25 protein-coding genes and 1 pseudogene are annotated in these 25,217 nt (G+C 71.7%); 17 read left to right on the forward strand and 9 right to left on the reverse strand.

Features of this window, described 5'->3' with window-relative positions:
- Window positions 1–49: 49 nt before the first annotated feature.
- The 7 genes from glmS (at window position 50) to tsaE (ending at window position 7,509) form a co-directional block, all read left to right on the forward strand.
- Entirely contained in the window at window positions 50–1,897 is a 1,848-nt protein-coding gene (glmS, locus tag ACIBAE_RS03120; RefSeq protein WP_399282038.1) for a glutamine--fructose-6-phosphate transaminase (isomerizing), read from the forward strand.
- A 25-nt stretch (window positions 1,898–1,922) separates the two neighbouring features.
- Window positions 1,923–2,291 (forward strand): holo-ACP synthase, encoded by a 369-nt coding sequence (locus tag ACIBAE_RS03125; RefSeq protein WP_399282039.1) that lies wholly within the window; start codon window positions 1,923–1,925, stop codon window positions 2,289–2,291.
- 149 nt (window positions 2,292–2,440) lie between these two features.
- Entirely contained in the window at window positions 2,441–3,889 is a 1,449-nt protein-coding gene (locus ACIBAE_RS03130) for an NAD(P)H-hydrate dehydratase (RefSeq protein WP_399282040.1), read from the forward strand.
- 228 nt (window positions 3,890–4,117) lie between these two features.
- The gene (locus tag ACIBAE_RS03135) at window positions 4,118–4,321 is read left to right on the forward strand and encodes a cold-shock protein (protein ID WP_399282041.1); all 204 of its coding nucleotides are present in this window, start codon (window positions 4,118–4,120) and stop codon (window positions 4,319–4,321) included.
- Between the two features lie 64 nt (window positions 4,322–4,385).
- Window positions 4,386–5,588, forward strand: coding sequence for an alanine racemase (gene alr / locus ACIBAE_RS03140; RefSeq protein ID WP_399282042.1), 1,203 nt, complete (start codon window positions 4,386–4,388; stop codon window positions 5,586–5,588).
- 63 nt (window positions 5,589–5,651) lie between these two features.
- Window positions 5,652–6,923, forward strand: a complete 1,272-nt coding sequence (locus tag ACIBAE_RS03145) for an alpha/beta fold hydrolase (RefSeq protein WP_399282043.1) — start codon at window positions 5,652–5,654, stop codon at window positions 6,921–6,923.
- Window positions 6,895–7,509, forward strand: coding sequence for a tRNA (adenosine(37)-N6)-threonylcarbamoyltransferase complex ATPase subunit type 1 TsaE (tsaE, locus tag ACIBAE_RS03150; protein ID WP_399282044.1), 615 nt, complete (start codon window positions 6,895–6,897; stop codon window positions 7,507–7,509). The genes ACIBAE_RS03145 and tsaE overlap by 29 nt, the downstream gene beginning before the upstream one ends.
- Window positions 7,510–7,960: 451 nt before the next feature.
- Here tsaE and ACIBAE_RS03155 read toward each other — a convergent pair whose 3' ends face one another.
- Window positions 7,961–8,521: a L,D-transpeptidase gene (locus ACIBAE_RS03155; RefSeq protein ID WP_399282045.1), complete on the reverse strand. Its 561-nt coding sequence runs from the start codon at window positions 8,519–8,521 to the stop codon at window positions 7,961–7,963.
- A gap of 103 nt (window positions 8,522–8,624) precedes the next feature.
- On the opposite strand from ACIBAE_RS03155, the gene tsaB reads away from it, so the two are divergent.
- From tsaB to ACIBAE_RS03180, 5 genes are all read left to right on the forward strand, one after another.
- Window positions 8,625–9,290, forward strand: a complete 666-nt coding sequence (gene tsaB, locus ACIBAE_RS03160) for a tRNA (adenosine(37)-N6)-threonylcarbamoyltransferase complex dimerization subunit type 1 TsaB (RefSeq protein WP_399282046.1) — start codon at window positions 8,625–8,627, stop codon at window positions 9,288–9,290.
- 53 nt (window positions 9,291–9,343) lie between these two features.
- Window positions 9,344–9,823 carry a ribosomal protein S18-alanine N-acetyltransferase gene (gene rimI, locus ACIBAE_RS03165; RefSeq protein ID WP_399282553.1) on the forward strand — a complete coding sequence of 160 codons (480 nt, stop codon included), beginning with the start codon at window positions 9,344–9,346 and terminating at the stop codon, window positions 9,821–9,823.
- Window positions 9,816–10,931, forward strand: a complete 1,116-nt coding sequence (gene tsaD / locus ACIBAE_RS03170) for a tRNA (adenosine(37)-N6)-threonylcarbamoyltransferase complex transferase subunit TsaD (protein ID WP_399282047.1) — start codon at window positions 9,816–9,818, stop codon at window positions 10,929–10,931. Before rimI ends, tsaD begins: the two co-directional genes overlap by 8 nt.
- A gap of 40 nt (window positions 10,932–10,971) precedes the next feature.
- Window positions 10,972–11,238, forward strand: a complete 267-nt coding sequence (locus tag ACIBAE_RS03175; protein ID WP_399282048.1) for a hypothetical protein — start codon at window positions 10,972–10,974, stop codon at window positions 11,236–11,238.
- A gap of 407 nt (window positions 11,239–11,645) precedes the next feature.
- A complete protein-coding gene (locus ACIBAE_RS03180) occupies window positions 11,646–12,533 on the forward strand; it encodes a hypothetical protein (protein WP_399282049.1) in 888 nt (295 codons plus the stop codon).
- A gap of 123 nt (window positions 12,534–12,656) precedes the next feature.
- Here the strand turns inward: ACIBAE_RS03180 and ACIBAE_RS03185 are convergent, their stop codons facing one another.
- From ACIBAE_RS03185 to ACIBAE_RS03200, 4 genes and pseudogenes are all read right to left on the reverse strand, one after another.
- Window positions 12,657–13,610 carry an FAD-dependent oxidoreductase gene (locus ACIBAE_RS03185; RefSeq protein WP_399282050.1) on the reverse strand — a complete coding sequence of 318 codons (954 nt, stop codon included), beginning with the start codon at window positions 13,608–13,610 and terminating at the stop codon, window positions 12,657–12,659.
- A 19-nt stretch (window positions 13,611–13,629) separates the two neighbouring features.
- Window positions 13,630–13,894 (reverse strand): annotated as a pseudogene (locus tag ACIBAE_RS03190) (transcriptional regulator); the annotation flags it as partial.
- A gap of 101 nt (window positions 13,895–13,995) precedes the next feature.
- Entirely contained in the window at window positions 13,996–14,499 is a 504-nt protein-coding gene (locus ACIBAE_RS03195; protein ID WP_399282051.1) for a potassium channel family protein, read from the reverse strand.
- Window positions 14,500–14,660: 161 nt separating this feature from the next.
- Window positions 14,661–15,167, reverse strand: coding sequence for a DinB family protein (locus tag ACIBAE_RS03200; protein ID WP_399282052.1), 507 nt, complete (start codon window positions 15,165–15,167; stop codon window positions 14,661–14,663).
- A 226-nt stretch (window positions 15,168–15,393) separates the two neighbouring features.
- On the opposite strand from ACIBAE_RS03200, the gene ACIBAE_RS03205 reads away from it, so the two are divergent.
- Together ACIBAE_RS03205 and ACIBAE_RS03210 are read left to right on the forward strand one after the other, a co-directional pair.
- Window positions 15,394–16,044 carry a hypothetical protein gene (locus ACIBAE_RS03205; protein ID WP_399282053.1) on the forward strand — a complete coding sequence of 217 codons (651 nt, stop codon included), beginning with the start codon at window positions 15,394–15,396 and terminating at the stop codon, window positions 16,042–16,044.
- Window positions 16,045–16,130: 86 nt separating this feature from the next.
- The gene (locus tag ACIBAE_RS03210; protein ID WP_399282054.1) at window positions 16,131–16,493 is read left to right on the forward strand and encodes a hypothetical protein; all 363 of its coding nucleotides are present in this window, start codon (window positions 16,131–16,133) and stop codon (window positions 16,491–16,493) included.
- Window positions 16,494–16,545: 52 nt separating this feature from the next.
- Here ACIBAE_RS03210 and ACIBAE_RS03215 read toward each other — a convergent pair whose 3' ends face one another.
- The gene (locus ACIBAE_RS03215) at window positions 16,546–17,946 is read right to left on the reverse strand and encodes an SAM-dependent methyltransferase (protein WP_399282554.1); all 1,401 of its coding nucleotides are present in this window, start codon (window positions 17,944–17,946) and stop codon (window positions 16,546–16,548) included.
- A 112-nt stretch (window positions 17,947–18,058) separates the two neighbouring features.
- On the opposite strand from ACIBAE_RS03215, the gene ACIBAE_RS03220 reads away from it, so the two are divergent.
- The 3 genes from ACIBAE_RS03220 (at window position 18,059) to groL (ending at window position 21,539) form a co-directional block, all read left to right on the forward strand.
- On the forward strand, window positions 18,059–19,138 hold the full coding sequence (locus tag ACIBAE_RS03220; protein ID WP_399282056.1) for a polysaccharide deacetylase family protein: 1,080 nt from the start codon (window positions 18,059–18,061) through the stop codon (window positions 19,136–19,138).
- Between the two features lie 367 nt (window positions 19,139–19,505).
- Window positions 19,506–19,814 carry a co-chaperone GroES gene (gene groES, locus ACIBAE_RS03225; protein WP_023539274.1) on the forward strand — a complete coding sequence of 103 codons (309 nt, stop codon included), beginning with the start codon at window positions 19,506–19,508 and terminating at the stop codon, window positions 19,812–19,814.
- A gap of 99 nt (window positions 19,815–19,913) precedes the next feature.
- Window positions 19,914–21,539, forward strand: coding sequence for a chaperonin GroEL (gene groL, locus ACIBAE_RS03230; protein WP_399282057.1), 1,626 nt, complete (start codon window positions 19,914–19,916; stop codon window positions 21,537–21,539).
- 199 nt (window positions 21,540–21,738) lie between these two features.
- Here groL and ACIBAE_RS03235 read toward each other — a convergent pair whose 3' ends face one another.
- The 3 genes from ACIBAE_RS03235 to ACIBAE_RS03245 all read right to left on the reverse strand — a co-directional run bounded on the left by ACIBAE_RS03235 (window position 21,739) and on the right by ACIBAE_RS03245 (window position 25,198).
- Window positions 21,739–22,770 carry a hydroxyacid dehydrogenase gene (locus ACIBAE_RS03235; protein WP_399282058.1) on the reverse strand — a complete coding sequence of 344 codons (1,032 nt, stop codon included), beginning with the start codon at window positions 22,768–22,770 and terminating at the stop codon, window positions 21,739–21,741.
- Window positions 22,771–22,887: 117 nt separating this feature from the next.
- Complete coding sequence (locus tag ACIBAE_RS03240; protein WP_399282059.1) at window positions 22,888–23,661, reverse strand: SDR family NAD(P)-dependent oxidoreductase; 774 nt, start codon at window positions 23,659–23,661, stop codon at window positions 22,888–22,890.
- Between the two features lie 22 nt (window positions 23,662–23,683).
- Complete coding sequence (locus ACIBAE_RS03245; RefSeq protein WP_399282060.1) at window positions 23,684–25,198, reverse strand: multicopper oxidase family protein; 1,515 nt, start codon at window positions 25,196–25,198, stop codon at window positions 23,684–23,686.
- Between the last annotated feature and the right edge of the window lie 19 nt (window positions 25,199–25,217).

The following is a 25,217-nucleotide window of genomic DNA, read 5'->3' on the forward strand; positions in this document are numbered from 1 at the left end:
TCTGCGACGATGCGTTCCGGCGGGTGGGGACGACCATGAAGGGGACGGTATGTGCGGAATCGTGGGTTACGTCGGCGGCCAGTCGGCGCTCGATGTGGTCATCGCGGGCCTCAGGCGGCTGGAGTACCGGGGTTACGACTCCGCCGGGGTCGCCGTACTCGCCGACGGCGGGCTGGCCGGGGCGAAGAAGGCCGGCAAACTCGTCAATCTGGAGAAGGAGCTGGTGGAGCGGCCGCTGCCGAGCGGCGCCACCGGGATCGGGCACACCCGGTGGGCCACCCACGGCGGTCCGACCGATGTCAACGCCCATCCCCATCTGGACAATGCCGGACGCGTCGCCGTCGTACACAACGGGATCATCGAGAACTTCGCCGCGCTGCGGGCCGAACTGACCGGCCGTGGGCACGAGCTGGAGTCGGAGACCGACACCGAGGTGGTGGCGCATCTGCTCGCGGAGGCGTTCTCGTCCTGCGGGGAGCTGGCCGAGGCGATGCGCCAGGTGTGCCGGCGCCTGGAGGGGGCCTTCACCCTCGTCGCCGTCCACGCGGACGAGCCGGATGTGGTGGTGGGGGCCCGGCGGAACTCCCCGCTGGTGGTCGGGGTCGGGGAGGGCGAGCACTTCCTCGCCTCGGACGTCGCCGCGTTCATCGCCCACACCCGCTCCGCGATCGAGCTGGGCCAGGACCAGGTGGTCGAGCTGCGCCGGGACGGCGTGAGCGTCACCGACTTCTCCGGCGCGGTGGCCGAGGTGCGCTCGTACCACGTCGACTGGGACGCCTCCGCCGCCGAGAAGGGCGGTTACGACTACTTCATGCTCAAGGAGATCGCCGAGCAGCCGAAGGCCGTCGCCGACACGCTTCTCGGGCGGATCGACGCGGAGGGTTCGCTGCGCCTCGACGAGGTGCGCATCCCGGCGTCGGTGCTGCGCGAGGCGGACAAGGTGGTCATCGTCGCGTGCGGGACGGCCTTCCACGCCGGGCTGATCGCGAAGTACGCCATCGAGCACTGGACCCGGATGCCGTGCGAGGTGGAGCTCGCCAGCGAATTCCGCTACCGGGACCCGATCCTCGACCCGCGCACGCTGGTGATCGCGATCTCGCAGTCCGGCGAGACCATGGACACGCTGATGGCGCTGCGACACGCCCGCGAGCAGGGGGCGAAGGTGCTGGCCATCTGCAACACGAACGGGTCGACCATCCCCCGGGAGTCGGACGCGGTCCTGTACACGCACGCGGGTCCGGAGGTCGCCGTCGCCTCGACCAAGGCGTTCCTGACCCAGCTGGTGGCCTGCTATCTGGTGGCGCTCTATCTGGGGCAGCTGCGCGGTACGAAGTGGGGCGACGAGATCCGGGCCGTCATCCGGGACCTGTCGCGGATCGCGGTGCAGGTGGACCGGGTACTGGAGACGATGGAGCCGGTACGGGCCCTGGCGCGCTCCCTCGCCGACAAGCGGACGGTGCTGTTCCTGGGCAGGCACGTGGGGTACCCGGTGGCTCTGGAGGGTGCGCTCAAGCTCAAGGAGCTGGCGTACATGCACGCCGAGGGGTTCGCGGCGGGCGAGCTGAAGCACGGTCCGATCGCGCTGATCGAGGAGGATCTGCCGGTGGTGGTGGTCGTACCGTCGCCGCGCGGGCGCTCGGTGCTGCACGACAAGATCGTGTCGAACATCCAGGAGATCCGGGCCAGGGGCGCGCGCACGATCGTGATCGCGGAGGAGGGGGACGAGGCGGTGGTGCCGTACGCGGACCATCTGATCCGTATCCCGGCGACGCCGGTGCTGCTCCAGCCGCTGGTCTCGACGGTGCCGTTGCAGGTGTTCGCGTGCGAGCTGGCGACGGCGCGCGGCAATGAGGTGGACCAGCCGAGGAACCTGGCGAAGTCCGTGACAGTGGAGTGAGACCGGAAGTGGACGTGAGGATCGCGTGATTATCGGGGTGGGGATCGACGTCGCGGCGATCGACCGGTTCGGGGAGTCGCTGCGGCGCACCCCCCAGCTGGCCGACCGGCTGTTCTCGGAGCGGGAGTTGCTGCTGCCGAGCGGTGAGCGGCGTGGAGTGGCGTCCCTGGCGGCGCGGTTCGCCGCCAAGGAGGCCGTGGCGAAGGCGCTGGGGGCGCCCGGCGGGCTGCACTGGACGGACGCCGAGGTGTACGTGGAGGAGAGCGGGCAGCCGCGCCTGCGGGTGCGCGGGACGGTGGCGGCCCGCGCGGCCGAGCTGGGCGTACGGAGCTGGCACGTCTCGCTCAGCCACGACGCGGGAGTGGCGTCCGCCGTGGTGATCGCCGAGGGTTGAACGGGCGGGGGCACGACCGGCGGGCGGCGCGGGCGGGCGGCGCGGGCGGGGTGTGAACGGCGGGGTGTGTACGGGTGGGGGCCGCGCGGGCCCGGGGCACACGGGTGATGGCCGAACGGCCGAAGGCTGAACCGAGGACGGTGGAGCGTATGCGTACCGCGTACAGCGTGGAGACGGTGAGGAACGCCGAGCGGGAGCTGATGGCGCGGCTGCCGGAGGGCGCGCTCATGCGGCGCGCCGCCGCCGGGCTGGCCACGGCCTGCGCCGGACTGCTCGGGCGGGTGTACGGGACGCGGGTCGTCCTGCTCGTCGGCAGCGGCGCCAACGGGGGTGACGCGCTGTACGCCGGGGCCCGGCTGGCCCGCAGGGGCGCCGGGGTCTCGGCGGTGCTGCTCGCGCCCGACCGCACGCACGCGGGCGGGCTCGCCGCGCTGCTCGGTGCGGGCGGGCGGGTGGCCGACGACCCGTTCGAGGTCCTGGCGGTGGCCGACCTCGTCCTGGACGGCATCACGGGCATCGGCGGGCACGGCGGCCTGCGGCCCGACGCGGTGCCGGTGGCGCGCGCGGCGCGCGGCTCGGGCGCGGTGATCGTGGCCGTCGATCTGCCGAGCGGGGTGGAGGCGGACAGCGGCGAGGTGACGGGGGAGGCACTGCGCGCGGACGCGACGGTGACGTTCGGAACGTACAAGCCGGGCTTGCTCATCGATCCGGCGCGCGAGCACGCGGGGGCCGTACGGCTCGTCGGCATCGGCCTCGAACCGTATCTGCCGTCCCTCCCCGAACTGGAAGTGCTCCAGCACGCGGATGTGGCCCGGCTGCTGCCCCGGCCGACCGGGGAGAGCGACAAGTACCGGCGCGGTGTCGTCGGCATCGTCGCCGGATCGGCGCGCTACCCGGGTGCGGCGGTGCTCGCGGTGGCCGGCGCGCTGCGGGGCGGCGCGGGCGCGGTGCGGTACGTGGGGCCCGGCGGCGACGCGGTGATCGCGCGGTTCCCGGAGGCGCTGGTGCACGAAGGACCGCCGTCGGAGGCGGGCCGGGTGCAGGCCTGGGCGGTCGGCCCCGGCCTCGGCGAGGGCCCGGGCGTGGCCGACGTACTGGCCTCGGACGTCCCGGTGCTGGTCGACGCGGACGGCCTGCGGCTGCTGGACCCGGCGACCGTGCGCGCCCGTCACGCCCCGACCCTGCTCACCCCGCACGCCGGCGAGGCCGCCGCGCTGCTCGGGGTGGACCGCGAGGAGGTCGAGTCGGGGCGGCTGACGGCCGTACGGGAACTGGCCGCGCGGTACGGCGCGACGGTGCTGCTGAAGGGCTCCACGACGCTGGTCGCCGACCCCGACCCGGCGGTCCCGGTCCGGGTCAACCCGACGGGCACGCCCTGGCTGGCCACGGCGGGCAGCGGGGACATCCTCTCGGGGCTGGCCGGCTCGCTCCTGGCCACGGGCCTCGCGCCGCGCGACGCGGCATCGGTGGCGGCCTACCTCCACGGCCTGGCGGCCCGGCTGGCGTCCACGGGCGCCCCGGTGGCGGCGCACGATGTCGCGGGGGCGCTGCCGGCGGCGTGGCGCGACGTCGGGGCCACGTACGCGGAGAGCCGGTAGGTGAAGGGGCGGCAGCCGGAGGGCCGGTAGGCGGCCGGTAGGGCGGGAGGTCTTCGGCACGGGCCTGGCTCCGGCGTGGGCCTGGCTCCGGTCCGCCGGGGGTTCGCACACAGTTCGCCCGGGACGGAGTGCCTCCGGAGGGTTTGCCGGGTTGGTGACGTTTCAGTCGTCCCGCATGTTGGGTACGTCTGGCGGGGTCGCTACCTGACTGCTCGAAGGAGACCGACGATGGCACAGGGCACCGTGAAGTGGTTCAACAGCGAAAAGGGCTTCGGGTTCATCCAGCAGGACACCACCGAGCCGGACGTGTTCGTCCACTTCTCCGAGATCGTCGGGAGCGGCTACCGCAGCCTGGAGGAGAATCAGCGGGTGGAATTCGACGTCACGCAGGGACCCAAGGGGCCGCAGGCTGCTCAGGTGCGCGCTCTCTGACCCTCTCTGACCCGACCCCGTCCATGTCAGCGCGCCCAGCCTCCGCTCTGAGAGACTGGGCGCGATGACCGGAAAGACTCAGACATCGGCGACCCACACCTCGGCGGGCCTCAGGGCGCGGGCCGAGGTCGATCTTGCTGCCCTGCGGGGCAATGTGCGGGCGCTCCGCTCACGCACCGGACCCGGCACCGCGCTGATGGCGGTCGTGAAGTCCGACGCGTACGGGCACGGCATGGTGCCCGTCGCGCGCGCCGCGCTCGACGCGGGGGCCACCTGGCTGGGGACCGCGACCCCGCACGAGGCCCTCGCGCTGCGGGCCGCGGGCATCCGGAGCCGCGTGATGTGCTGGCTCTGGACACCGGGCGACCCCTGGCGGGAAGGCATCGAGGCCGATCTCGACATGTCGGTGAGCGCTATGTGGGCCCTGCGTGAGGTGGCCGCCGCCGCGCGCGAGGCCGGGCGCCCGGCCCGAATCCAGCTCAAGGCCGACACGGGCCTCGGCAGGAACGGCTGCCAGCCCGCCGACTGGCCCGAGCTCGTCGCCGCCGCCCTCGCCGCGCAGGACGCGGGCGAGGTCGATGTCACCGGCCTCTGGTCGCACTTCGCGTGCGCCGACGAGCCGGGGCACCCCTCCATCGCCGCCCAACTGGACGTGTTCCACGAGATGGTGGCGTACGCCGAGAAGGCGGGCGTGCGGCCCGAGGTCCGGCACATCGCCAACTCGCCGGCCACACTCACCGTCCCCGAGTCGCACTTCGATCTCGTACGGACCGGCATCGCGATGTACGGCATCTCGCCCAGCCCGGAGCTGGGTACCCCTCAGGACTTCGGCCTGCGGCCGGTCATGACGCTCTCGGCGTCCGTCGCCCTGGTCAAGCGGGTCCCCGGCGGCCACGGCGTCAGCTACGGGCATCACTACCGCACCCCGGAGGAGACGACCCTCGGTCTCATCCCGCTCGGTTACGCCGACGGCATCCCCCGCCACGCCTCGGACCGGGGGCCCGTGCTCGTCGGCGGCGCCTGGCGGCGGGTGGCCGGGCGGGTGGCCATGGACCAGTTCGTCGTCGACCTCGGCGGCGACCCGCTGGAGCCGGGCGCCCAGGCCGTCCTCTTCGGCCCCGGCGACCAGGGCGAGCCGACCGCCGAGGACTGGGCGCGGGCCGCGGACACCATCGCGTACGAGATCGTCACACGCATCGGTTCCCGCGTCCCGCGCGTCTATCGGAACGAGCGGCCGGAAGAGCGGCTCGACGGGCGGCCCGAGTGATCATCTCCGGGTGAAGCCCAGCCCGACGGGGAAGAGCCCGGACAGAGCGACGAGGAGCGCACGGTGAGCGAGAGCAGCGCGGCGGGGGACGGGGCGGCCACGGCGGTCGTCGCGGTGGCCACGGCGGCGGCCAACGCCACCGGCACCTGGCGCCGGGCGGGCGTCGCGGGCGCCGCGATAGGCGTGATCGCCGCCGGTGCGGCCGCCGGTGTCGCGATCGAGAGACTGACCGTCGGGCGCGGCATGCGCAGGAAGGCGCGGCTCGCGCTCGACTCCACGGGACCGTACGGCGCACTGCGCGGCGCTCCGGGCACGGCCCTCGCCGACGACGGTACGGAGCTGTACTACGAGATCGACGAGGTCGACCCCGAAGCTCCCGCCGGTAGCGGGACAACGGCTTCCGCTCCCCGCCGCCGGCGCCTCTTCGGGCGGCGCGCCCCCACGCCCGTCACCGTCGTCTTCAGCCACGGCTACTGCCTCGGCCAGGATTCCTGGCACTTCCAGCGCGCCGCGCTGCGCGGAATCGTCCGTACCGTCCACTGGGACCAGCGCAGCCACGGCCGCTCTGGCCGGGGCGTCGCCCAGCGCGGCCCGGACGCCGTGCCGGTCACCATCGACCAGCTCGGGCGCGACCTCAGGGCCGTCATCGAGGCGGCGGCCCCCGAAGGGCCTCTGGTCCTCGTGGGCCACTCCATGGGCGGTATGACGATCATGGCGCTCGCCGACCGGTATCCGGAGCTGGTACGGGACCGGGTCGTCGGCGTCGGCTTCGTCGGCACGTCGAGCGGACGGCTCGGCGAGGTCAACTACGGGCTGCCGGTCGCGGGGGTGAACGCCGTACGCCGGGTGCTGCCCGGCGTCCTCAAGGTGCTCGGCTCGCAGGCCGATCTGGTCGAGCGCGGGCGGCGGGCCACGGCCGATCTCTTCGCGGGGCTGATCAAGCGGTACTCCTTCAGCTCGAAGGACGTGGATCCCGCCGTCGTACGGTTCGCCGAGCGGCTCATCGAGTCCACCCCGATCGATGTCGTCGCGGAGTTCTATCCGGCCTTCACCGACCACGACAAGACGCGGGCGCTCTCGGTCTTCCTGGAGGTCCCGGCGCTGGTACTGGCCGGGGAGAGCGACCTGGTGACCCCCAGCTCGCACAGCGAGGCCATCGCCGACCTGCTGCCCGACGCGGAACTCGTCCTCGTGCCGGACGCCGGGCATCTGGTGATGCTGGAGCACCCGGAAGCCGTCACGGACCGGCTCGCCGACCTGCTGGCACGGGTGGGTGCGGTGCCGGCAGAGACTAACGTTGGCACGCATGGAAGCACCGCACAGCCCGGCAGCTGACGCACCCGACGCAGCTCACGCACACGCAGCTCACGCTCACACACACGCGGCGCACGCGGACGCGGCGCACGCGGACGCGGCGCACGCGGACGTGGTTCGCTCCGCCGCCCACGTCATCACCGTCGATTCCCCCGAGCGGATGGGGGAGCTGGGCCGCGGGCTCGCGGCGCTGCTCCGCCCCGGCGACCTGGTGATGCTCACCGGCGAACTCGGCGCCGGAAAGACGACCCTGACGCGTGGCCTCGGCGCGGGCCTCGGCGTCCGGGGTGATGTGACCTCCCCGACCTTCGTGATCGCCCGCGTACATCCGTCCCTGTCGGGCGGCCCGGCGCTGGTCCATGTCGACGCGTACCGGCTCGGCGGGGGACTGGACGAGATGGAGGACCTGGACCTCGATGTCTCGCTGCCGGACTCCGTGGTCGTCGTGGAGTGGGGCGACGGCAAGGTCGAGGAGCTGTCCGACGACCGGCTGCATGTGGTGATCGACCGCGTCGTGGGCGCCACGGACGACGACCGGCGGACGGTCACGCTGACCGGTGTCGGCGCTCGCTGGTCGGACGCCGATCTGGGGTCGCTGGAGCGCTGATACGGCTCCGGGCAGGCGCTCGGGCGCCCCTGGTGCGGCGGCCCGTTCCGAACGTTCCGACAAGACGTCGGCAAAATGTTGCGCGTGCCGTGCCGCGCGTGGTCACATGGATACCGAGACCTGGTTAGGTCTACCTAACCACGCCTGCCCCCGGAGCCCCAGGAGGCATCCATGTCGGCGCCAGAGCGCGAAGCGCGTCCGCAGTGCCCGCCCGCGTCGCCCGTGCTGTCGGCTTCGTCAGCGGCGTCAGTGACGGCAGCGGCATCGGCGGCACGCGCCTCCGTGTCCATGCGGGACCTGCTGCGGTCGTGCGCGGCCGCTTCGGCCCTGTCCACGCCGCCGGAGTGGCCGTCCACGGACGCCGGGGAGCGCGCGTCGCGGCGCGAGGCCGCGTAGCGCGTGCTCCGGCACGGCGACCGCCGAACGCGGCGATCACTGAACTGCCCAGCGATTACTGAACGACGACGATCTTCGAGCCGATCGTCGCGAACGACCACAGCGCGTCGCCGTCCGCCCGCTTCATGCGGACCCCGCCCGTCCGCAGCGTCGGGTCCGGGCTCGCCATCGAACCGTCCACCGCCGCGCTGAACCCGACCGAGACCCCGTCGACGTTCGCGAACCGCACGACGTGCTCGATCGGCACCCCGTCCGAGCCGGGAACCTCGCCGGTGCGCGAGGAGACGGCGTACGAGCCGGGCTTCGGGCTGACCGTGCTCGGCATCACCGGGAAGGTCCGCGTCGCCTGGTCCTCGTCGTCCACCAGCCACACCCGACGGTCGCCCAGCGCGTAGACGACCCGCGCACCCGTGCCCGATTCCGCCGGCACGGTGAGCGGGTTCTTCGGCTTCGGCGCGGGGGCGCCGGAGGGGGAGGCGGAGGGAGCCGTGCTCGGTGTCGCGGGCTTCCCGAGAGTGTCGGGGACGTTCGCCGACGCCTGATAGGCGAGGAAACCGACGGCGAGGACAGCCGCCGCGGTGAGCCCGGCCACGATTCCCGAGCTGCTCCTGGACACCTTGATCCACCTCTCGTACGTATGACTTCGAGGTGACGTTAGCAGCAGCCGGATGACGGGACGGGGCGCCGTGCCCCGGCGCTGGGAGCCGTAGGCTGTTTGCGTGCTTCTGCTCGCCGTTGATACCGCCACGCCCGCCGTCACCGTCGCTCTCCACGACGGTTCCTCCGTCCTGGCCGCCGAGAGTCAGGTCGACGCCCGCCGCCATGGGGAGCTGCTGCTGCCCGCCGTCGACCGTGTCCTCGCCGAGGCGGGGCTGAAACTGGAGGCCGTGACGGACGTGGTCGTCGGCGTCGGGCCGGGACCGTACACGGGACTGCGCGTGGGACTCGTCACAGCGCTGACCTTCGGCTCGGTGCTCGGGGTGCCGGTGCACGGGCTGAGCACCCTGGACGGTCTCGCGTACGCCTCCGAGGCCGCGGGCGCCATCGACGGGCCGTTCGTCGTCGCGACCGACGCGCGCCGCAAGGAGGTCTACTGGGCGCGGTACGCGGATGCCCGTACCCGCCTGACGGACCCGGCCGTCGACCGGCCCGCCGACATCGCCGGACTGGTCGCCGGTCTGCCCGCCGTCGGCGCCGGGGCGCTGCTCTACCCGGACACGTTCCCGGACGCCCGGGGACCGGAGCACCAGTCGGCCGCCGCGCTCGCCTCACTCGCCGCCGAGAGACTCGCGGCCGGCCAGACCCTCCTGCCACCGGTGCCGCTCTACCTGCGCCGTCCGGACGCGCAGGTGCCCAAGAACTACAAGGTGGTCACCCCGAAGTGACCGACGGGACCGCCGTGACGGACACGGCCACGGACGCCGCCGCGCTGCGCGAGATGCGCTGGTGGGACATCGAGCCGGTGCTCGCGCTCGAACACGAGCTCTTTCCCGAGGATGCCTGGTCGCCGGGCATGTTCTGGTCCGAGCTGGCCCATGCGCGCGGCCCGAGGGCCACCCGCCGCTACGTCGTGGCGGAGGACCGGACCGACCACCGGATCGTCGGCTACGCCGGACTCGCGGCCGCCGGCGGACTCGGTGACGTACAGACCATCGCCGCCGCCCGCGACCAGTGGGGCACCGGCCTCGGCGCCCGCCTCCTCACCGACCTGCTCCAGCACGCCACCGCCTTCGAATGCGAGGAGGTGCTGCTCGAAGTACGGGTCGACAACATCCGGGCACAGAAGCTGTACGAGCGTTTCGGCTTCGAGCCCATCGGCTTCCGGCGCGGCTACTACCAGCCGGGCAACGTCGACGCGCTCGTCATGCGCCTCCACGTACAAGGACTTCACGCACAAGGAACTGAGACCCATGGCTGACGAACCCCTCGTCCTCGGTATCGAGACCTCCTGCGACGAGACGGGCGTCGGCATCGTGCGCGGGACGACGCTGCTCGCCGATGCCATCGCGTCGAGCGTCGACGAACACGCGCGCTTCGGCGGTGTGGTGCCCGAGGTCGCGTCCCGCGCGCACCTGGAGGCGATGGTGCCGACGATCGAGCGCGCGCTGAAGGAGGCCGGGGTCTCCGCCCGCGACCTGGACGGGATCGCGGTGACGGCCGGTCCCGGGCTGGCGGGCGCGCTGCTGGTCGGTGTCTCGGCGGCGAAGGCGTACGCGTACGCGCTCGGCAAGCCGCTGTACGGCGTGAACCACCTGGCCTCGCACATCTGCGTCGACCAGCTGGAACACGGCCCGCTGCCCGAGCCGACGATGGCGCTGCTGGTGAGCGGCGGGCATTCGTCACTGCTGCTCGCGCCCGACATCACGTCGGACGTACGGCCCATGGGCGCGACGATCGACGACGCGGCGGGCGAGGCGTTCGACAAGATCGCGCGGGTGCTCCAGCTGGGCTTCCCGGGCGGTCCGGTGATCGACCGGCTGGCGCGGGAGGGCGACCCGTCCGCGATCGCGTTCCCGCGTGGGCTGACGGGCCCGCGCGACGCGGCGTACGACTTCTCCTTCTCCGGTCTGAAGACGTCGGTGGCCCGGTGGATCGAGGCGAAGCGGAACGCGGGCGAGGAGGTGCCGGTACGGGATGTGGCGGCGTCCTTCCAGGAGGCGGTGGTGGACGTACTGACCCGGAAGGCGGTCCGCGCCTGCAAGGACCAGGGCGTCGATCATCTGATGATCGGCGGCGGGGTGGCGGCGAACTCGCGCCTGCGCGCGCTCGCGGCGGAACGCTGCGAACGGGCGGGCATCCGGCTGCGCGTCCCGCGCCCGGGGCTGTGCACGGACAACGGCGCGATGGTGGCGGCGCTGGGCGCGGAGATGGTGGCCCGCAACCGGCCGGCGTCGGACTGGGAGCTGTCGGCGGACTCGTCGCTGCCGGTGACGGAACCGCACGTGCCGGGCGCCGACCACACGCATGACCACGCGCACGATCACGACCACCTGCACGAGCTGGCGAAGGACAACCTGTACGCGTGAGAAGCCCGTCGAGCAGCGCTGAGCAACGCGTGAGGAACGTATGACGGTCGCCCTGATGTGGGAGGCGAAGGCGGCTCCGGGCCGGGGCGCGGAGCTGCTGGAGTGGGCGCGGGCGCGTGTACGGGAGCTGTCGAGCGCCCCTGAGCGCCACGAACTCCTCCGCGCGCCCCAGGACCGCGTCCTGGTCATCACCTGGTGGGAGGGCCCGTACGACGCCGAGGTCCCCGAGCTCCCTGACCCTGAGCCCGCCCTGATCGCCCGCCCGGCGCACCGCTGGCGCTTCGAGACGGTTGACGCTGAGGGCTGAGGGCTGAAACGCGAGAGCGGTGGTGCCTTACGGCCTTACGGCCTTACGGCCGTCCGACGTTCGACGCCCGAAGCTCAAGGAGTACGCCGGAACGCGCCCGGCGGGGGTCGCGGCGGGGTCCGGCTCGTCCCTTGAGCTTCGGAGTTCGGGACACGAGCCACTTTCTCCAAGGAAGGGGCGGAAGGTTGAACCCACCCACCCATCCACCCTGTTCAGCCCGGAACGGGCTCGGGACCGCTGGGAACGGGCTCGGAACGGGCCGCCCCGGCCAGGCGGGATGACTTTTCGTGATCGGGTCGCCACGCTGCGCCGCGAACGTGTAGCGTGCGCCCCAAAAGAGCAACCCCCACGCGGTGTTAGCGCACCGCGCAGGGGTCTGACCACCGAGATCTAACACAGAGGTCCCCATGGCTGTTCAGCAGCTTAATCCCGCCCCGCGCCCGCACGCCCACCCCCGCGCCAATCCGGGGTTCGGAAAACGGCTCGTACCCTCCCAAGGCCCCCGGCGGGCAAGCGACTTCGAACGCCTGACCAAGCGTGAGCAGGCGGTCGCCGAATACATCGACCGGCTGTCCGAAGGCTCCGACCTCTCGGTGAAGACCCTCGCGAAGGAGATCGCCGACTACGGTCAGTGCGCCCTGCGGACCATCCTCAACGGCCTGGCCGGTGCCGGACATCTGTGCCGCCGGCGCGAGGGCGTCACGGGCGTCAACGGCGTGCTGCGCTGGGTGTGGCGTACGTACTGGTCGAGGACGGCCCGCAACCCCGCCTGGTGGACCGCCTTCTGGGCGGGCGAGGACGTGCCCGCCCACCCGAAGGCCCGGTCACGGCCTTCGGCGCTATCCCGGACCGCCGCGTACGAGGTCCTCGCCAAGCTCGGCCGTATCGACCCCCGGCTGACGCTCTCCGAGCCCGAATGCGAGGCGCTGGAGGACAGCACGGCGGAGTGGTTCGAGCGCGGCGCCGGGCAGGCCCAGATCGTCCAGGCGCTGACGGCGGGGCTGCCGCGCGAGGTGGCGGCCCCGTACGGCTTCGTCCGCGCCCGGCTGCTCGCCAAACTGCCGCCCCTGCCGCCGCCCCCACGCCGGGTCACGGAGTGCGCGGACTGCGGCCTCCCGGCCGGGGCGGACCAGCTCCCGGACGGCCTCTGCGACGACTGCCGGACCCCCGGGCCGTCCACCACGCCCCGCGCCACCAGGACCGGCCCCGGCCAGCTGCCCCCGGACCGCGTCCACGCCCTCTCGGACGGTATCCGCACGGCGCTGAGGTCACCTGATGAGCCATTGGGCACCTGATCAGCCCCTGGAGGAGACCCGGACGTGACCATTGGCCGTCCTGCACACGTCCCCGAAAACGTTGACCTGCCCAATTCCGTGGGATCACGCTGGAGACCGAGGAACTGAAGGAATTCGCCTCGATCACCCAATGGATGCCAGGCGTGCAACTTCCTCGGCGCACCCCCAGGACAGCGTGACGCCGGCGCCCCCGTGCCCGTAGTTGTGCACGACCACGGTGCCGCGTTCCCCCTGCTCCGCCTCCACGCGGACCGTGGCGCGGGTCGGCCGGGCACCGATCCGATGTTCAAGGACGCGCGACTGGGCGAGGCGGGGCTCGACCTCCGCGCAGCGGGCGAGGATACCGGCCGCAGCTCTGTCGTCGGAGTCGAGTTCCCCCTCGCTGTCCACAGCCGTGCCGCCCAGGACGACAGTGTCGCCATGGGGGTAGAAACACAGCAGGTCGGGGGAGGAACCGGTGTCCTCCGAGAAGAAGTCGGTCAGGCCCGGGTTGGTGACGACAACGTGCTGGCCGCGGATCGGACGGAGGGCGGAGTCTCCAGCCAGGTCGCGGGCACCGAGGCCCGTGCAGTTGACGACCGCCGAGGCGGGGCCGGCGTCGACGAGCGAGGCAAGCCGCTGCTGCTCGACCTTTCCCCCGGCGGCGCGGAGCCGACGCAGGAGGTGGTCGAGATAGACGGGCATGTCGATGAGCGGCACCGTGAACCGGTATCCCGCTGTGAACCCGGCCGGAAGCTCAGGCGGCTCGCAGGGGCGGAAGCCCGGCAGCGTGGCGGCCCAGTCCGGGGGGACTTCAGCCGTGCGGGATGCCTCGATGCCGCTGGCGAGCCGGACACCCGTGGTCGGGTCCTCTGCCAGCTTGCGGAAGATCTCCAGCGAGCGCCCGCCCCACTGGTCGACCTTGTCCTTCGGCTCGACCAGATACGGGCCCCACATCGCTCCGGCCGCAAGCGACGTGACGCCGGGCACCTGCTCGGCGATCACGTGCACCGATACCCCGGCCTCGGCAAGAACGACAGCGGTGGTGAGCCCTGCTACCCCGGCCCCGACAACGACAACGCGCTCCCCTGCGGTCATGATCTCGACCCTAACGGCCGGGTGGCGCCGATGGAGCATGTCGGGCGAGTGCGTCCGCGGGGGCCCCGGCTTGCCGCTTGGAAGGAGAGGTCGCCGAGGATGTGGGCGCACAGAGGCAGGTCCTTGACCTGGTGTGCTGCCCACAGCGCCGTGGCGAAGTAGCGCTGCGCCAGACCGTGGTCGGCGGCGTCGAAGGCCATCCAGCCGGCCAACTGGCCGATCTCCGCGAGCGCGCGGATCAGGCGGCCCGCGACGGCGGGAGCATGACCGCCTTCGCGGATCAGCCATGCCGTCCCATGACGAATTCGGTCACTCCTCGAATTCGCCTGAAATACCGCAACCAATGCTGTTGTCAAGCGGCGGTAGTCACTGGGGTGCCCGTGGGTCAGTCCCGAGGGGCGGGAGGTCCGCCGGGCGTGGTGATGAGCTGTTCCAGCCGGTCGAAGCGGCTGTGGAGCTGGCGGAGTTCGTCCGAGGCGTCCGCCCTGCTGTCGTGGCCGGCCTTTTCGATGACCGTGGCCAGCTGGTGCACGCGGCGGGCGGCGCCGCTGACGAACCAGGTGGCGATCGACGCCGTCACGATGCTGAACAGGGAGATCCCGGCCAGCATCACCACCGTCGCGATCACCCGGCCCCACGCGGTGACGGGGAACAGGTCGCCGTACCCGACGGTCGTGGCCGTCTCGATGGACCACCAGACGGCGTCGGGGAAGGACGTGATGGTCGCCTTCGGGGCCGATGTCTCGATCGGGACGATGATCCAGGACGCGCAGAGCAGAAGCAGCACGGTGATCAGTGCGGCCCAGAGCGAGGCCCGTACGTGCAGCCGCCGCCAGTGCTCACTTCCCAGCAGCCTTCTCAGCAGGTACGCGAAGGACGGCGGCGGCATGGGCGGACCTCGGTCGGCAGGAGGGGGCGGCGGGACGGCGGGGGCGGTGAGGTGACGGACGTCGGGGCCTGTCGGGCCTCTGCGATGAAGCTACTCGCGGACGGCCGGGCGGCCGCGTCCGACACACGCCGGGGCCGGGGCGCGGGGCGCCGAGGGTGACCTCAGGCGCCGACCGTTCCGTCGATCCCCTCGCGCAGGAGGTCGGCGTGGCCGTTGTGCCGGGCGTACTCGTGGATCAGGTGCAGCATCACCATGCGCAGGGACACGTCCTCCTCCCACCTCGGCGCGTAGGCGGTGACGTCGAGCGACTCCGCCTCGCGCTCGATCCTGCGGGCGTGATCGACCTCGGTGTGCCAGGCGGCGAAGGCCTCGGCGGCGATCGCGGTACGGGCGTCGTACGCCGCCTGGAAGTCGCCTTCGGGCGACCATACGAGCGGGATGTCCTCGCCGTTGATCACGCGGCGGAACCAGGCCCGCTCCACCTCGGCCATGTGCCGGACCAGGCCGAGCAGCGAGAGCGTCGACGGGGGCATCGAGAGGAGGCGGAGGTCCTCGTCGCGGAGGCCCTCGGTCTTCATCGCGAGCGTCGCGCGGTGGTAGTCGAGGAAGCCGCGCAGCATCTCGCGCTCGCCTGCGACGGCCGGCGGGCCGATACGTTCGGTGGTCACGGCGGATCCTCACGATTCGTCGGTGTGCATGATGCGCTGTGCCTGGTGCCTGGTGCCTGGTGCCTGGTGCCTGGTGCCTGGTGCCTGGTGCCTGGTGCCTGGTGCCTGGTGCCTGGGCGGGACGTGGTGTGGGCGGCGCGGGGTCTTGGCAGAGAGCGAGGTTATCGCCGTACACGTGTGCGCACCCCGTGATTTCTCGGCTGCCCCGCGCCGCTACTCTCGCCGCATGATCAGCCGCTCCCCGCTGCCGCCGCCCCCACCCGCCGAGGAGGCGGCTGTCCGGCCCGACGACGACGCGCTGCGCGCCGAGCGGGATACGGCCATGGTGGCCCTGGCCAGGCGCGGTCTCGCGATCCGGCGGTTGTTGCTGCTCTGGCTGTCGGGGGCGCTCGCGGTGCTGGGCTGGGCGGCCGTGGGGCTGGCGATCCAGGGTTTCGCGGCGGGCGGTCTGGGCGCGGTGACGGGGCTGGTGACGCTCGTCCTCGCGCTGCTCTTCCTGGGCCCGGCCGGGGCCGCCGCCGGTTTCTGGCTGCGGGGCGGCCGTACCGTACGGCGGCGGCTGGACGCGTGGGCGGGCCTCGGCCCGTACCCGCTGACCGACATCCGTGTGCGGGCCCACGGCAGGAGCGTGATCTGGCTGCTGCCGTCGATCGTGCTGTGCTTGCTGGGGGTGTGGGCCATGGCCCGGGCGGTGGACGGGGCCGGGGGCGGGCCGGGGTCGGTCACGGTGGGTGAGACGGTGTACGCGATGGGGCTCGGGGTCACTGTCCTGGTGACCGGAGTGCTGGGGATTGTCCAGGCGGTCGGGCATCAGCACTGGTCAGGGCGGTTGCTGGACCCCGTTCCGGTGCGCAGAGGCGGTGGTGCGCATCGCTGAGACGGTTACTGGGGCGTCCGTTATCGCCCGGTCCGTCCTATCCTGAAGAGGGAACGCATGCGCCATTCAGGACTAAGGGGCGGCGGATGAACTGGATTTGGTGGATTTTCATCTTCTTTCTCGTGGGCGGCTTCAGCTGGATGGCCGAGACGGGGCGCAGTGCGCTGCGTACGCGGCACGAGCGGCGGATCGAGCGCTTCAGGCTGGCGCAGCGGGAGCGGCTCGCCCTGGAGGAAGCCAACAAGCCACCGGATCCGGTCTGCGGGTGCTCGCACCACCTCGCGAAGCATGACCGCCAGGGCAGGTGCCACGAGGACGTGGAGGTGCCCGTGCAGTGGGACGAGAACAAGAAGCCGCTGCGGTACGAGCGCCGGCAGTGCAATTGCCAGCAGTACATCGGCCCGCAGCCGCTGTCGAAGATCTATGCGGACGAGCTGACAGACCTCTGAACGGACGAGCTGACGGACCCCCGGCAGGCCCCCGCCCCGGGTGGGCTTCCTGTTACGCCGGGTGACCGAGGTGCGCCGGGTGACCGAGGAGCATCGTCGGGGCGCCGGCTACCCGGGTGAGGAAAACCGTCGCCGCGTGGGGGCCCTTGAGCTTCACGCGGCGGCGCAGTTCCTCGGGTTCGACCGCCGAGCCCCGCTTCTTGACCGTCAGGATGCCGACTTCGCGCTCGCGCAGCAGGGCTTTGAGTTTCTTGAGGTTGAACGGCAGTACATCGGTGATCTCGTAGGCGGTGGCGTACGGGGTCGGGCGCAGTTCGTCGGCGGTGATGTACGCGATCGTCTCGTCGATCAGGCCGCCGGTCAGCTCCTCGGCGACCTCGGCGACCAGATGGGCGCGGATGACGGCGCCGTCCGGCTCGTACAGGAAGCGGCCGACCGCGCGGACCTGCGGATCGGGGAGGCCACGGCCGGTGAGCGTGGCGGCGGAGGGGAGGAGGGTGGCGCGGCGCGTGCCGGGGACGACGGTCGCCCGGCCGGGGTCTTGTTCGTGGCCCCGCTCGTCACCCGGTGCGTGCTCCCGTGAGTGATCCTGTGCGTGATTCCGTGCGTGATTCCGTGCGTGATTCCGTACACGGTCACCCGCGTGCCAGAGCACCGCTTCCTTGACGTCGCCGCCGTCCGAGATCCACTCCGCCTCGAAATCGTCCGGGACCAGCTCGTGCGGAATCCCGGGCGCGATCTTGACGGCGCCGGCACCGACCCGGCGGACCGCGTCGATCGCCCAGGAGAGCGGGGGTGAGTACGCCTCCGGATCGAAGATCCTGCCCCGGCCGCCACGCCGCGCGGGGTCGATGAAGAGGGTTTCGGCCCCGGAGAGGTCGTACTCCAGGACGTCCGCGCGTGTCACGGTCATGGGCGGCGCTCCGGGCGCCAGGGTGCGCACGTTGGTCGCGGCGATCTCGCAGGTCAGCGGGTCCAGGTCGACGGCCCGCACGGCGAAGCCGGCGCGTGCCAGCTCGATCGCGTCGCCGCCGATGCCGCAGCAGAGGTCGGTGACCCGCCGGCCGGTCTCCGCACTCGCCGTGGCAGCCGTCGTGTCCGTGGCAGCCGTCGTCTCCGGGGGCTCAGGGGCGAGCTGATGGAACCGGGCGGCCCGGTAGGCGGCGACCGTGGAGCGGGTGGCCTGCTCCACGCCGTTCGGGGTGAAGTACATGCGGTGCGCGTCGTCCGCACCGAATTTCGCCACGCCGCGCTGCCGTAGCCGTGCCTGCGCCAGCGCCGCCGAGACCAGCTCGGCCGGGTGGTCGCGGCGCAGCCGGGTGGCCAGGGCGAGTTCCCGCGCGGGGTCGTGGTCGCGCAGTTCGGCGAGGAGCGCCTGGCCCTCGGGGGAGAGCAGCGGTGCGAGCAGCGGGGCGGGGGCGGGGGAGGGAACGCGGTCGGTCACCCGGCCCATTGTGAGCCAGTCGGGGGACGGTACGCGTCGCACGGAGGTGTCGGCCGGGTGCGGGTGCTCCGCACTGACAGGATGCGGCGCCATGCAACTAGTACGACAAAACGAAAAAATGATGACAAAGGGAACGCGGAAGAACGGCAGGCGCACCCGCGTGGTTCTCGCCGCCCTCCTGGTCGCGGCGATCGGCTCCGGCTGCGGCACGGAGTCGTCAGGTCCGGCCGCACATGCTCCGGCCGGACCCTCCGCCGCCCCTCCCACGGCAGCCGATCCGTCGGCCGCCAAGCCCGCCGCCGGGCAGGAGCAGGGCGGCGCGGCGGCCGTGGCGCCCTCGGCCCGGGCGCGCGGAGAGGCCAAGGCGCAGGGGCAGGCGCAGGGGCAAGCGAAGGGGCAGGTCAAGGGCCGGCCCGAGCAGCAACAGGCGGGCCCGGGCGGCGCCCTCGCCGCCTACGCCGAGAAGCTGCGCCAGGTCCAGGCCGCCCGCGCCGTCGCCGCCAGGAAATGGAAGCTCGCCGGCACCCCGCTGGCCGCGCCCCCGCCGCCCGCCGTCAAGCCGGTGATCACCAACCGCAAGGGCTTCGAGATCGACGGCGCCGAGGACGAGGACCTGCCGCCGGTCTTCACCACCGTCCCGGTCAAGGACAAGGTCGTCTTCCTGACCATCGACGACGGCTCCGAGAAGGACCCCGAACTGCTGCGGATGATGTCCGAGCTGAAGATCCCGTACAGCGCCTTCCTCAGCGACTACGTCATCAGCGACAACTACGGCTACTTCCAGCAGATGCAGAAGCGCGGCGTCTCCCTGAACAACCACACCCTCCACCACCCCTACCTGCCGGGGCTGTCGTACGAGGAGCAGAAGCACGAGATCTGCGACCAGCAGGACAAGATCGAGAAGCGGTACGGGAAGCGGCCCACGCTCTTCCGTCCGCCGTACGGCAACTACAACGGCGACACCCTGCGGATCGCCAAGGAGTGCGGGATCAAGGCCGTGCCGCTGTGGTCGGCCGAGGCGTTCACCGACCACATGGACTGGCGGGAGTGGGACCGCGACCTCCACCCCGGCGACATCATCCTCACGCACTTCCGTGGGCGCGGGGAGTGGAAGGGCTCCATGCCCGACATGATCCGGTACGTCATGAAGCTGATCACGGACAAGGGGTACGCCGTGGCCAGGCTGGAGGACTACGTGTGAGACAGGGCGCACCCGCTGCCGGTGTTCCGGCCGGTGGCGGGTGCGCCGGGGGGCCTGGCGCCGCGCGGGCGGGTGCGCCGGGGGTCTGGCGCCGCAAGGAATCCGGGCCCCCGTGGCCGCGTTCCGGTGCCGGAATCCGGGTCGCCATGGACGCGTTCCCGTAGCGGATCCGAACCGCCACGCCGACGTGAATTGGCACTCCGCTTGACCGAGTGCTAATCGCGGTCATAGTCTCAGACCTGGCACTCCCCACTGGAGAGTGCCAATGCGCGACAACAGGCAGGTCCGGCTCCCGCGACGACGGAACCACCTGGGTCGCCACCTAGACAGTTAACCCCGTGAGATCTCCGAAGGGGGAGGTCGGATCGTGACGACCGCCAGCACCAAGGTTGCCATCAAGCCGCTCGAGGACCGCATTGTGGTCCAGCCGCTCGACGCCGAGCAGACCACGGCCTCTGGCCTGGTCATCCCGGACACTGCCAAGGAGAAGCCCCAGGAGGGCGTCGTCCTGGCCGTGGGCCCGGGCCGTTTCGAGAACGGCGAGCGTCTTCCGCTCGACGTTTCCGTCGGCGATGTCGTTCTGTACAGCAAGTACGGCGGCACCGAGGTGAAGTACAGCGGCGAGGAGTACCTCGTCCTCTCGGCTCGCGACGTGCTCGCGATCATCGAGAAGTAGTTCACCACTTAGATCGCTTTTCTGAACAGCGCCCTCGGCCCCCCTGCGAACGCCGGGCGGACGGGGGCGCTGTTCATTTGAGAGGACACAGAAGCTCCCATGGCGAAGATCCTGAAGTTCGACGAGGACGCCCGTCGCGCCCTTGAGCGCGGCGTCAACAAGCTTGCCGACACGGTGAAGGTGACGATCGGCCCCAAGGGCCGCAACGTCGTCATCGACAAGAAGTTCGGCGCCCCCACCATCACCAACGACGGTGTCACGATCGCCCGCGAGGTCGAGCTCGACGACCCGTACGAGAACCTCGGCGCCCAGCTGGTGAAGGAGGTGGCGACCAAGACCAACGACATCGCGGGTGACGGCACCACCACCGCCACCGTGCTGGCCCAGGCGCTGGTCCGCGAGGGCCTGCGCAACGTCGCCGCCGGCGCCTCCCCCGCCTCCCTGAAGAAGGGCATCGACGCCGCGGTCAAGGCCGTGTCCGAGGAACTCCTCGCGACCGCCCGCCCGATCGAGGACAAGTCCGACATCGCCGCCGTGGCCGCGCTCTCCGCGCAGGACCAGCAGGTCGGCGAGCTCATCGCCGAGGCGATGGACAAGGTCGGCAAGGACGGTGTCATCACCGTCGAGGAGTCCAACACCTTCGGCCTGGAGCTCGACTTCACCGAGGGCATGGCCTTCGACAAGGGCTACCTGTCCCCGTACATGGTGACCGACCAGGAGCGTATGGAGGCCGTCCTCGACGACCCGTACATCCTGATCCACCAGGGCAAGATCGCCTCCATCCAGGACCTGCTCCCGCTGCTGGAGAAGGTCATCCAGGCGGGTGGCTCCAAGCCGCTGCTGATCATCGCCGAGGACGTCGAGGGCGAGGCGCTCTCCACGCTCGTCGTCAACAAGATCCGTGGCACCTTCAACGCCGTCGCGGTGAAGGCCCCCGGCTTCGGTGACCGCCGCAAGGCCATGCTCGGCGACATCGCCACCCTCACGGGTGCCACCGTCATCGCCGAGGAGGTCGGCCTCAAGCTCGACCAGGCCGGTCTGGACGTGCTGGGCTCGGCCCGCCGCGTCACCATCACCAAGGACGACACGACCATCGTCGACGGTGGCGGCAACTCCGCCGACGTCGCCGGCCGCGTCAACCAGATCAAGGCCGAGATCGAGTCCACGGACTCCGACTGGGACCGTGAGAAGCTCCAGGAGCGCCTCGCGAAGCTGGCCGGCGGCGTGTGCGTGATCTCCGTCGGTGCCGCCACCGAGGTGGAGCTCAAGGAGAAGAAGCACCGTCTGGAGGACGCCATCTCCGCGACCCGCGCCGCGGTCGAGGAGGGCATCGTCTCCGGTGGTGGCTCCGCTCTGGTGCACGCCGCCAAGGTGCTGGAGGGCAACCTCGGCAAGGAGGGCGACGAGGCCACCGGTGTCGCGGTCGTCCGCCGCGCCGTCGTCGAGCCGCTGCGCTGGATCGCCGAGAACGCCGGTCTTGAGGGCTACGTCATCACCTCCAAGGTGTCGGAGCTGGACAAGGGTCACGGCTTCAACGCCGCGACCGGCGAGTACGTCGACCTGGTGAAGGCCGGCGTCATCGACCCGGTCAAGGTCACGCGCTCCGCGCTGGAGAACGCCGCGTCCATCGCGTCGCTGCTGCTCACGACCGAGACCCTGGTCGTCGAGAAGCCGACCGAGGAGGAGCCCGAGCAGGGCCACGGCGGCCACGGCCACAGCCACTGAGGCTCGTAGCCCGCGCAACGGCAGGTAGCTGAACGCACCGAGGCCCGGTGCCCCCGCGACGGGGGCACCGGGCCTCGGTGCGTTCGCTCCCGCAGGCCGCCGGGCCAGGGCGGGCAGGCCACCGCGGCGGGTAGGCAGGCCGCCGGGGCGCGCCCGCCGCCGGGTCAGGCCTGTCGCCCAGGTCGGGCTCGCCGCCGGGTCACGCGGAGAGGTGCTGGGCCGAGGGATGTACAGGGTCGGCGAAGGGCAACCCCTTCGCGAAGCGCTCCACCTCGTCGAGCGCCTGGTCGGCCATCCGGTGCAGCTCACCGCCGAGGGAGCCCGCGACATGCGGGGTCAGCAGCACGTTCGGCAGGTCGTACAGGGGTGAGTCGACGGCCGGCAGTTCGGGATCCGTCACATCCAGGACGGCGCGGATCCGGCCGGAGACCAGCTCGGGCAGCAGCGCGTTCTCGTCGATCAGCGAGCCGCGCGAGGTGTTGATCAGGGTCGAGCCGTCGGGCATCGCGGCCAGCTGCGCGGCGCCGATCATATGACGGGTGGCCGGGAGCTGGGGCGCGTGGACCGAGACCACCTGACTGCGGGCGCAGAGTTCGTCGAGGGACACGGACGCGACGCCGAGCGCGGCGGCCGCCTCGCCGTCCACGTACGGGTCGTACAGCAGGACATCGAGGTCGAAGGGGCGCAGCAGCTCGATGACGCGGCGGCCGATGCGGGAGGCCCCGACGACACCGACCGTACGGCGGTAGTTGCCCGAGCGGTCGAGCTCCCCGTGCCAGTCGTGGTGGGTGCGCAGATTCCGGTAGCGCTGGGCGGAGCCGAGGACGTTCTTGCCCGCGAAGAGGATGGCGGCGAGCGTGTACTCGGCCACCGGGAGGGCATTGGCGGCGGCGGCCGAGGTGACCTGGATACCCCGCTCCCAACAGGCGTCGGTGATGTGGTGCTTGACGCTGCCCGCGGCATGGACGACGGCCCGCAGGCGCGGCGCGGCGGCGAGGACGGCGGCGGTCAGGGGCGGTGCGCCCCAGCAGGTGAGGAGCAGTTCGGCGTCGGCGAGGGCGGCGGCGACGGCGGGCACCGGGTCGGACAGCTGATGGGCGACCAGGGCGGGATCGGTGCGCACGAGGCCGGTCAGCCGGGCCCGGTGGCCGTGGTCGAGCAGCCGGTCCGCTATCCCGGGGCCCATGACGAGCAGTGCGGGCGGCCGGCGGTCGGTGGTGGCGTGGTGCATGGGAGAACTCAGGCTCCTTGCGCGTCACGTGACGCTGTCGGCGGTGAGACCGGCCTTCCAGTGTCGCCGCGGGTCGGGCCGTCGGACACCCCCCTATGCCCGGCTCGGTCCCGGTGCCTACTGGGGGCCGTACTTGCGCCCCGTCTTCGACGTGATCCCGCCGAGCAGCCCGCGCGGTGCCAGCTTCACCGCGCCCATCAGCGCCTTGTAGCGGGGGTCCGGCACGGACACGCTCTTGCCGCGCGCCAGGTCCGCCAGCGCGGCGGTCACCAGCTTGTCCGCGTCCAGCCACATCCACCCCGGGATGTTGTCCGTCCCCATTCCGGCCCGCTCGTGGAACTCGGTCCGTACGAAGCCAGGACACAGCGCCATCAGCCGTACCCCCGTCCCCGTCAGGTCCCGGGCCGCGCCCTGGGTGAACTGCACGACCCAGGCCTTCGAGGCGCCGTACGTCCCGCGCGGCAGGAACGCGGCCACCGACGCCACATTGACGACCCCGCCCCGCCCGCGCGCCGTCATCCCGGTGACCGCCGCCGAGGTCAGCCGCAGCACCGCCTCGCAGTGCACCTTCAGCATGGTCAGTTCGTCGGACATCGGGACATCGAGAAAACGTCCCTTGTTGCCGAACCCGGCGTTGTTCACCAGGAGATCGACCGGCTGCCTGCGGTCCGAGAGCCGCCTCTCCACCGACTCGATCCCGCTGTCGGTGGAGAGGTCGGCCGTCAGTACCTCGGCCTCGATGCCGTGCCGGTCGTGCAGTTCGGTGGCCTGGTCCTGCAAGCGCTCGGTGTCGCGGGCCACGAGGACGAGGTTGTGCCCGTCCGCCGCCAGCCGCCGCGCGAAGGCGGCACCGATCCCCGCGGTCGCGCCCGTAATCAAAGCAGTCGTCATACGCGGCACGTTAGCGCCTGTGTCAGTGGCCCTGATGCGTGTGGGTGGCGGCCGGACGGCCCGCCTTCCGCCCCTTCTCCACGACCACGAACTGCCCCATCATTCCCTGGTCCTCGTGGGAGAGCAGATGGCAGTGGTACATGTACGGAGTATCGGGATCGGCCGGCCCGTCGAAACGCATCGCGAGCTTCACCGTCGTACCGCTCGGCAGGAAGACGGTGTCCTTCGCGCCGCGCAGCGCCGGCCGGGGCTCCCGTCCGTTCACCGACAGGACCGTGAACTGCAGGCCGTGTATATGGAAGTTGTGCGGCATTCCGTTGTTGTTCCGGATGGTCCAGATCTCCGTCGTACCGCGCGTGACCGTCTCGTCCACCCGGCCCATGTTCATCTTGTGGCCGTTGATCCCGGGCAGCGCCAGGTCGAAGGACCGGCCGCGCACGGCGTGCGAGCCGTCCGGCACCTCCGGCTTCCCGAGCGCCGTGGGCAGCGCGGGCGACCGGCGCAGCTGCTTCTTGGCCCGCAACTCCAGGATGTCGAAGGTGTCGTCGCCCCCGTTGAAGCGCTGGTTGTAGAAGTCCTGGCCTATGTCGAGGGGATAGCTGCGCAGCACGGTGCGCTCTCCGGGCCTGACCCGCACCACGATCTCGGCGCGCTCACCCGGCGAGAGCTGGATCCGGTCCGTCGCGGCGGCCTTCTCCAGCAGTCCGCCGTCGGTGCCTATGAGGGAGAACTCGCGGCTGTCGTCGAAGCCGAAGTCGTAGGTGCGGGCGGTCGAGGCGTTCAGCAGGCGCAGCCGTACGCGCTCGTCCCCGACCTCCTTGTAGGGGTCAAGGGTGCCGTTCACCATGGTCCGGTCCCCGAGGAATCCCACGGTCCGGGTCAATCCGTGGGCGTGGACGAACCGCGCCCCGTCGAACTTCGTGTCCTGGACGATGACCGGCAGGTCGTTCACCCCGTACGTGTCGGGCAGCGCGAGGGCACGGGACGCGGTGTCGTCGAGGATGAACATCCCGGCCAGGCCCCGCTGTACGTGGTCCTCGGTCTCGCCCATCGGATGCGGGTGGTACCAGAGCGTCGCGGCCGGCTGGGTGATCTTCCAGGACGGCGACCAGGTCGTGCCCGGCGCGATCATCCGCTGGGGGCCGCCGTCCATCGTCGCGGGCAGGTGCATTCCGTGCCAGTGCACGTTGGACGCCTCGGCCAGTGTGTTCCTCACCCGCACCTGGACCTTCTCACCGCGCTCGGCGCGCAGCGTGGGCCCCAGATAACTGCCGTTGAATCCCCAGGTCGGGGTCTTTTGGCCGTCCTGGAATTCCGTCTCGCCGGCCTGCATCCTCAGATCGAAGACGCGGGTGCCGTCCGCCGTGACGGTCGATTCGGCGAGTGGCGGCACGGCCAGTTCATTGCGGAAATCCCCCCGGCCGACCGTGGACACCTTGGCGCCGGAATAGAGCCAGAGAGCGCCGCCGCCGACTGCCAGGGCGAGGACGGTCGCGACAGACGCGAGAATGATGAGGACGCGCTTGAAGCCAGACATGTACTCAGCGTGGCGGTGT

The organism is Streptomyces sp. NPDC051569 (genome assembly GCF_044454085.1).
GTDB lineage: Bacteria > Actinomycetota > Actinomycetes > Streptomycetales > Streptomycetaceae > Streptomyces.

Excerpts from the sequence above, each read along its gene's own strand:
- glmS (WP_399282038.1), top strand. The coding sequence starts at position 50 with ATGTGCGGAATCGTGGGTTACGTCGGCGGCCAGTCGGCGCTCGATGTG.
- ACIBAE_RS03130 (WP_399282040.1), top strand. The coding sequence starts at position 2,441 with ATGCGTACCGCGTACAGCGTGGAGACGGTGAGGAACGCCGAGCGGGAG.
- ACIBAE_RS03135 (WP_399282041.1), top strand. The coding sequence starts at position 4,118 with ATGGCACAGGGCACCGTGAAGTGGTTCAACAGCGAAAAGGGCTTCGGG.
- alr (WP_399282042.1), top strand. The coding sequence starts at position 4,386 with ATGACCGGAAAGACTCAGACATCGGCGACCCACACCTCGGCGGGCCTC.
- tsaE (WP_399282044.1), top strand. The coding sequence starts at position 6,895 with ATGGAAGCACCGCACAGCCCGGCAGCTGACGCACCCGACGCAGCTCAC.
- rimI (WP_399282553.1), top strand. The coding sequence starts at position 9,344 with ATGCGCTGGTGGGACATCGAGCCGGTGCTCGCGCTCGAACACGAGCTC.
- tsaD (WP_399282047.1), top strand. The coding sequence starts at position 9,816 with ATGGCTGACGAACCCCTCGTCCTCGGTATCGAGACCTCCTGCGACGAG.
- ACIBAE_RS03175 (WP_399282048.1), top strand. The coding sequence starts at position 10,972 with ATGACGGTCGCCCTGATGTGGGAGGCGAAGGCGGCTCCGGGCCGGGGC.
- ACIBAE_RS03180 (WP_399282049.1), top strand. The coding sequence starts at position 11,646 with ATGGCTGTTCAGCAGCTTAATCCCGCCCCGCGCCCGCACGCCCACCCC.
- ACIBAE_RS03185 (WP_399282050.1), bottom strand. The coding sequence starts at position 13,610 with ATGACCGCAGGGGAGCGCGTTGTCGTTGTCGGGGCCGGGGTAGCAGGG.
- ACIBAE_RS03195 (WP_399282051.1), bottom strand. The coding sequence starts at position 14,499 with ATGCCGCCGCCGTCCTTCGCGTACCTGCTGAGAAGGCTGCTGGGAAGT.
- ACIBAE_RS03205 (WP_399282053.1), top strand. The coding sequence starts at position 15,394 with ATGATCAGCCGCTCCCCGCTGCCGCCGCCCCCACCCGCCGAGGAGGCG.
- ACIBAE_RS03210 (WP_399282054.1), top strand. The coding sequence starts at position 16,131 with ATGAACTGGATTTGGTGGATTTTCATCTTCTTTCTCGTGGGCGGCTTC.
- ACIBAE_RS03215 (WP_399282554.1), bottom strand. The coding sequence starts at position 17,946 with ATGGGCCGGGTGACCGACCGCGTTCCCTCCCCCGCCCCCGCCCCGCTG.
- ACIBAE_RS03220 (WP_399282056.1), top strand. The coding sequence starts at position 18,059 with ATGACAAAGGGAACGCGGAAGAACGGCAGGCGCACCCGCGTGGTTCTC.
- groL (WP_399282057.1), top strand. The coding sequence starts at position 19,914 with ATGGCGAAGATCCTGAAGTTCGACGAGGACGCCCGTCGCGCCCTTGAG.
- ACIBAE_RS03235 (WP_399282058.1), bottom strand. The coding sequence starts at position 22,770 with ATGCACCACGCCACCACCGACCGCCGGCCGCCCGCACTGCTCGTCATG.
- ACIBAE_RS03240 (WP_399282059.1), bottom strand. The coding sequence starts at position 23,661 with ATGACGACTGCTTTGATTACGGGCGCGACCGCGGGGATCGGTGCCGCC.
- ACIBAE_RS03245 (WP_399282060.1), bottom strand. The coding sequence starts at position 25,198 with ATGTCTGGCTTCAAGCGCGTCCTCATCATTCTCGCGTCTGTCGCGACC.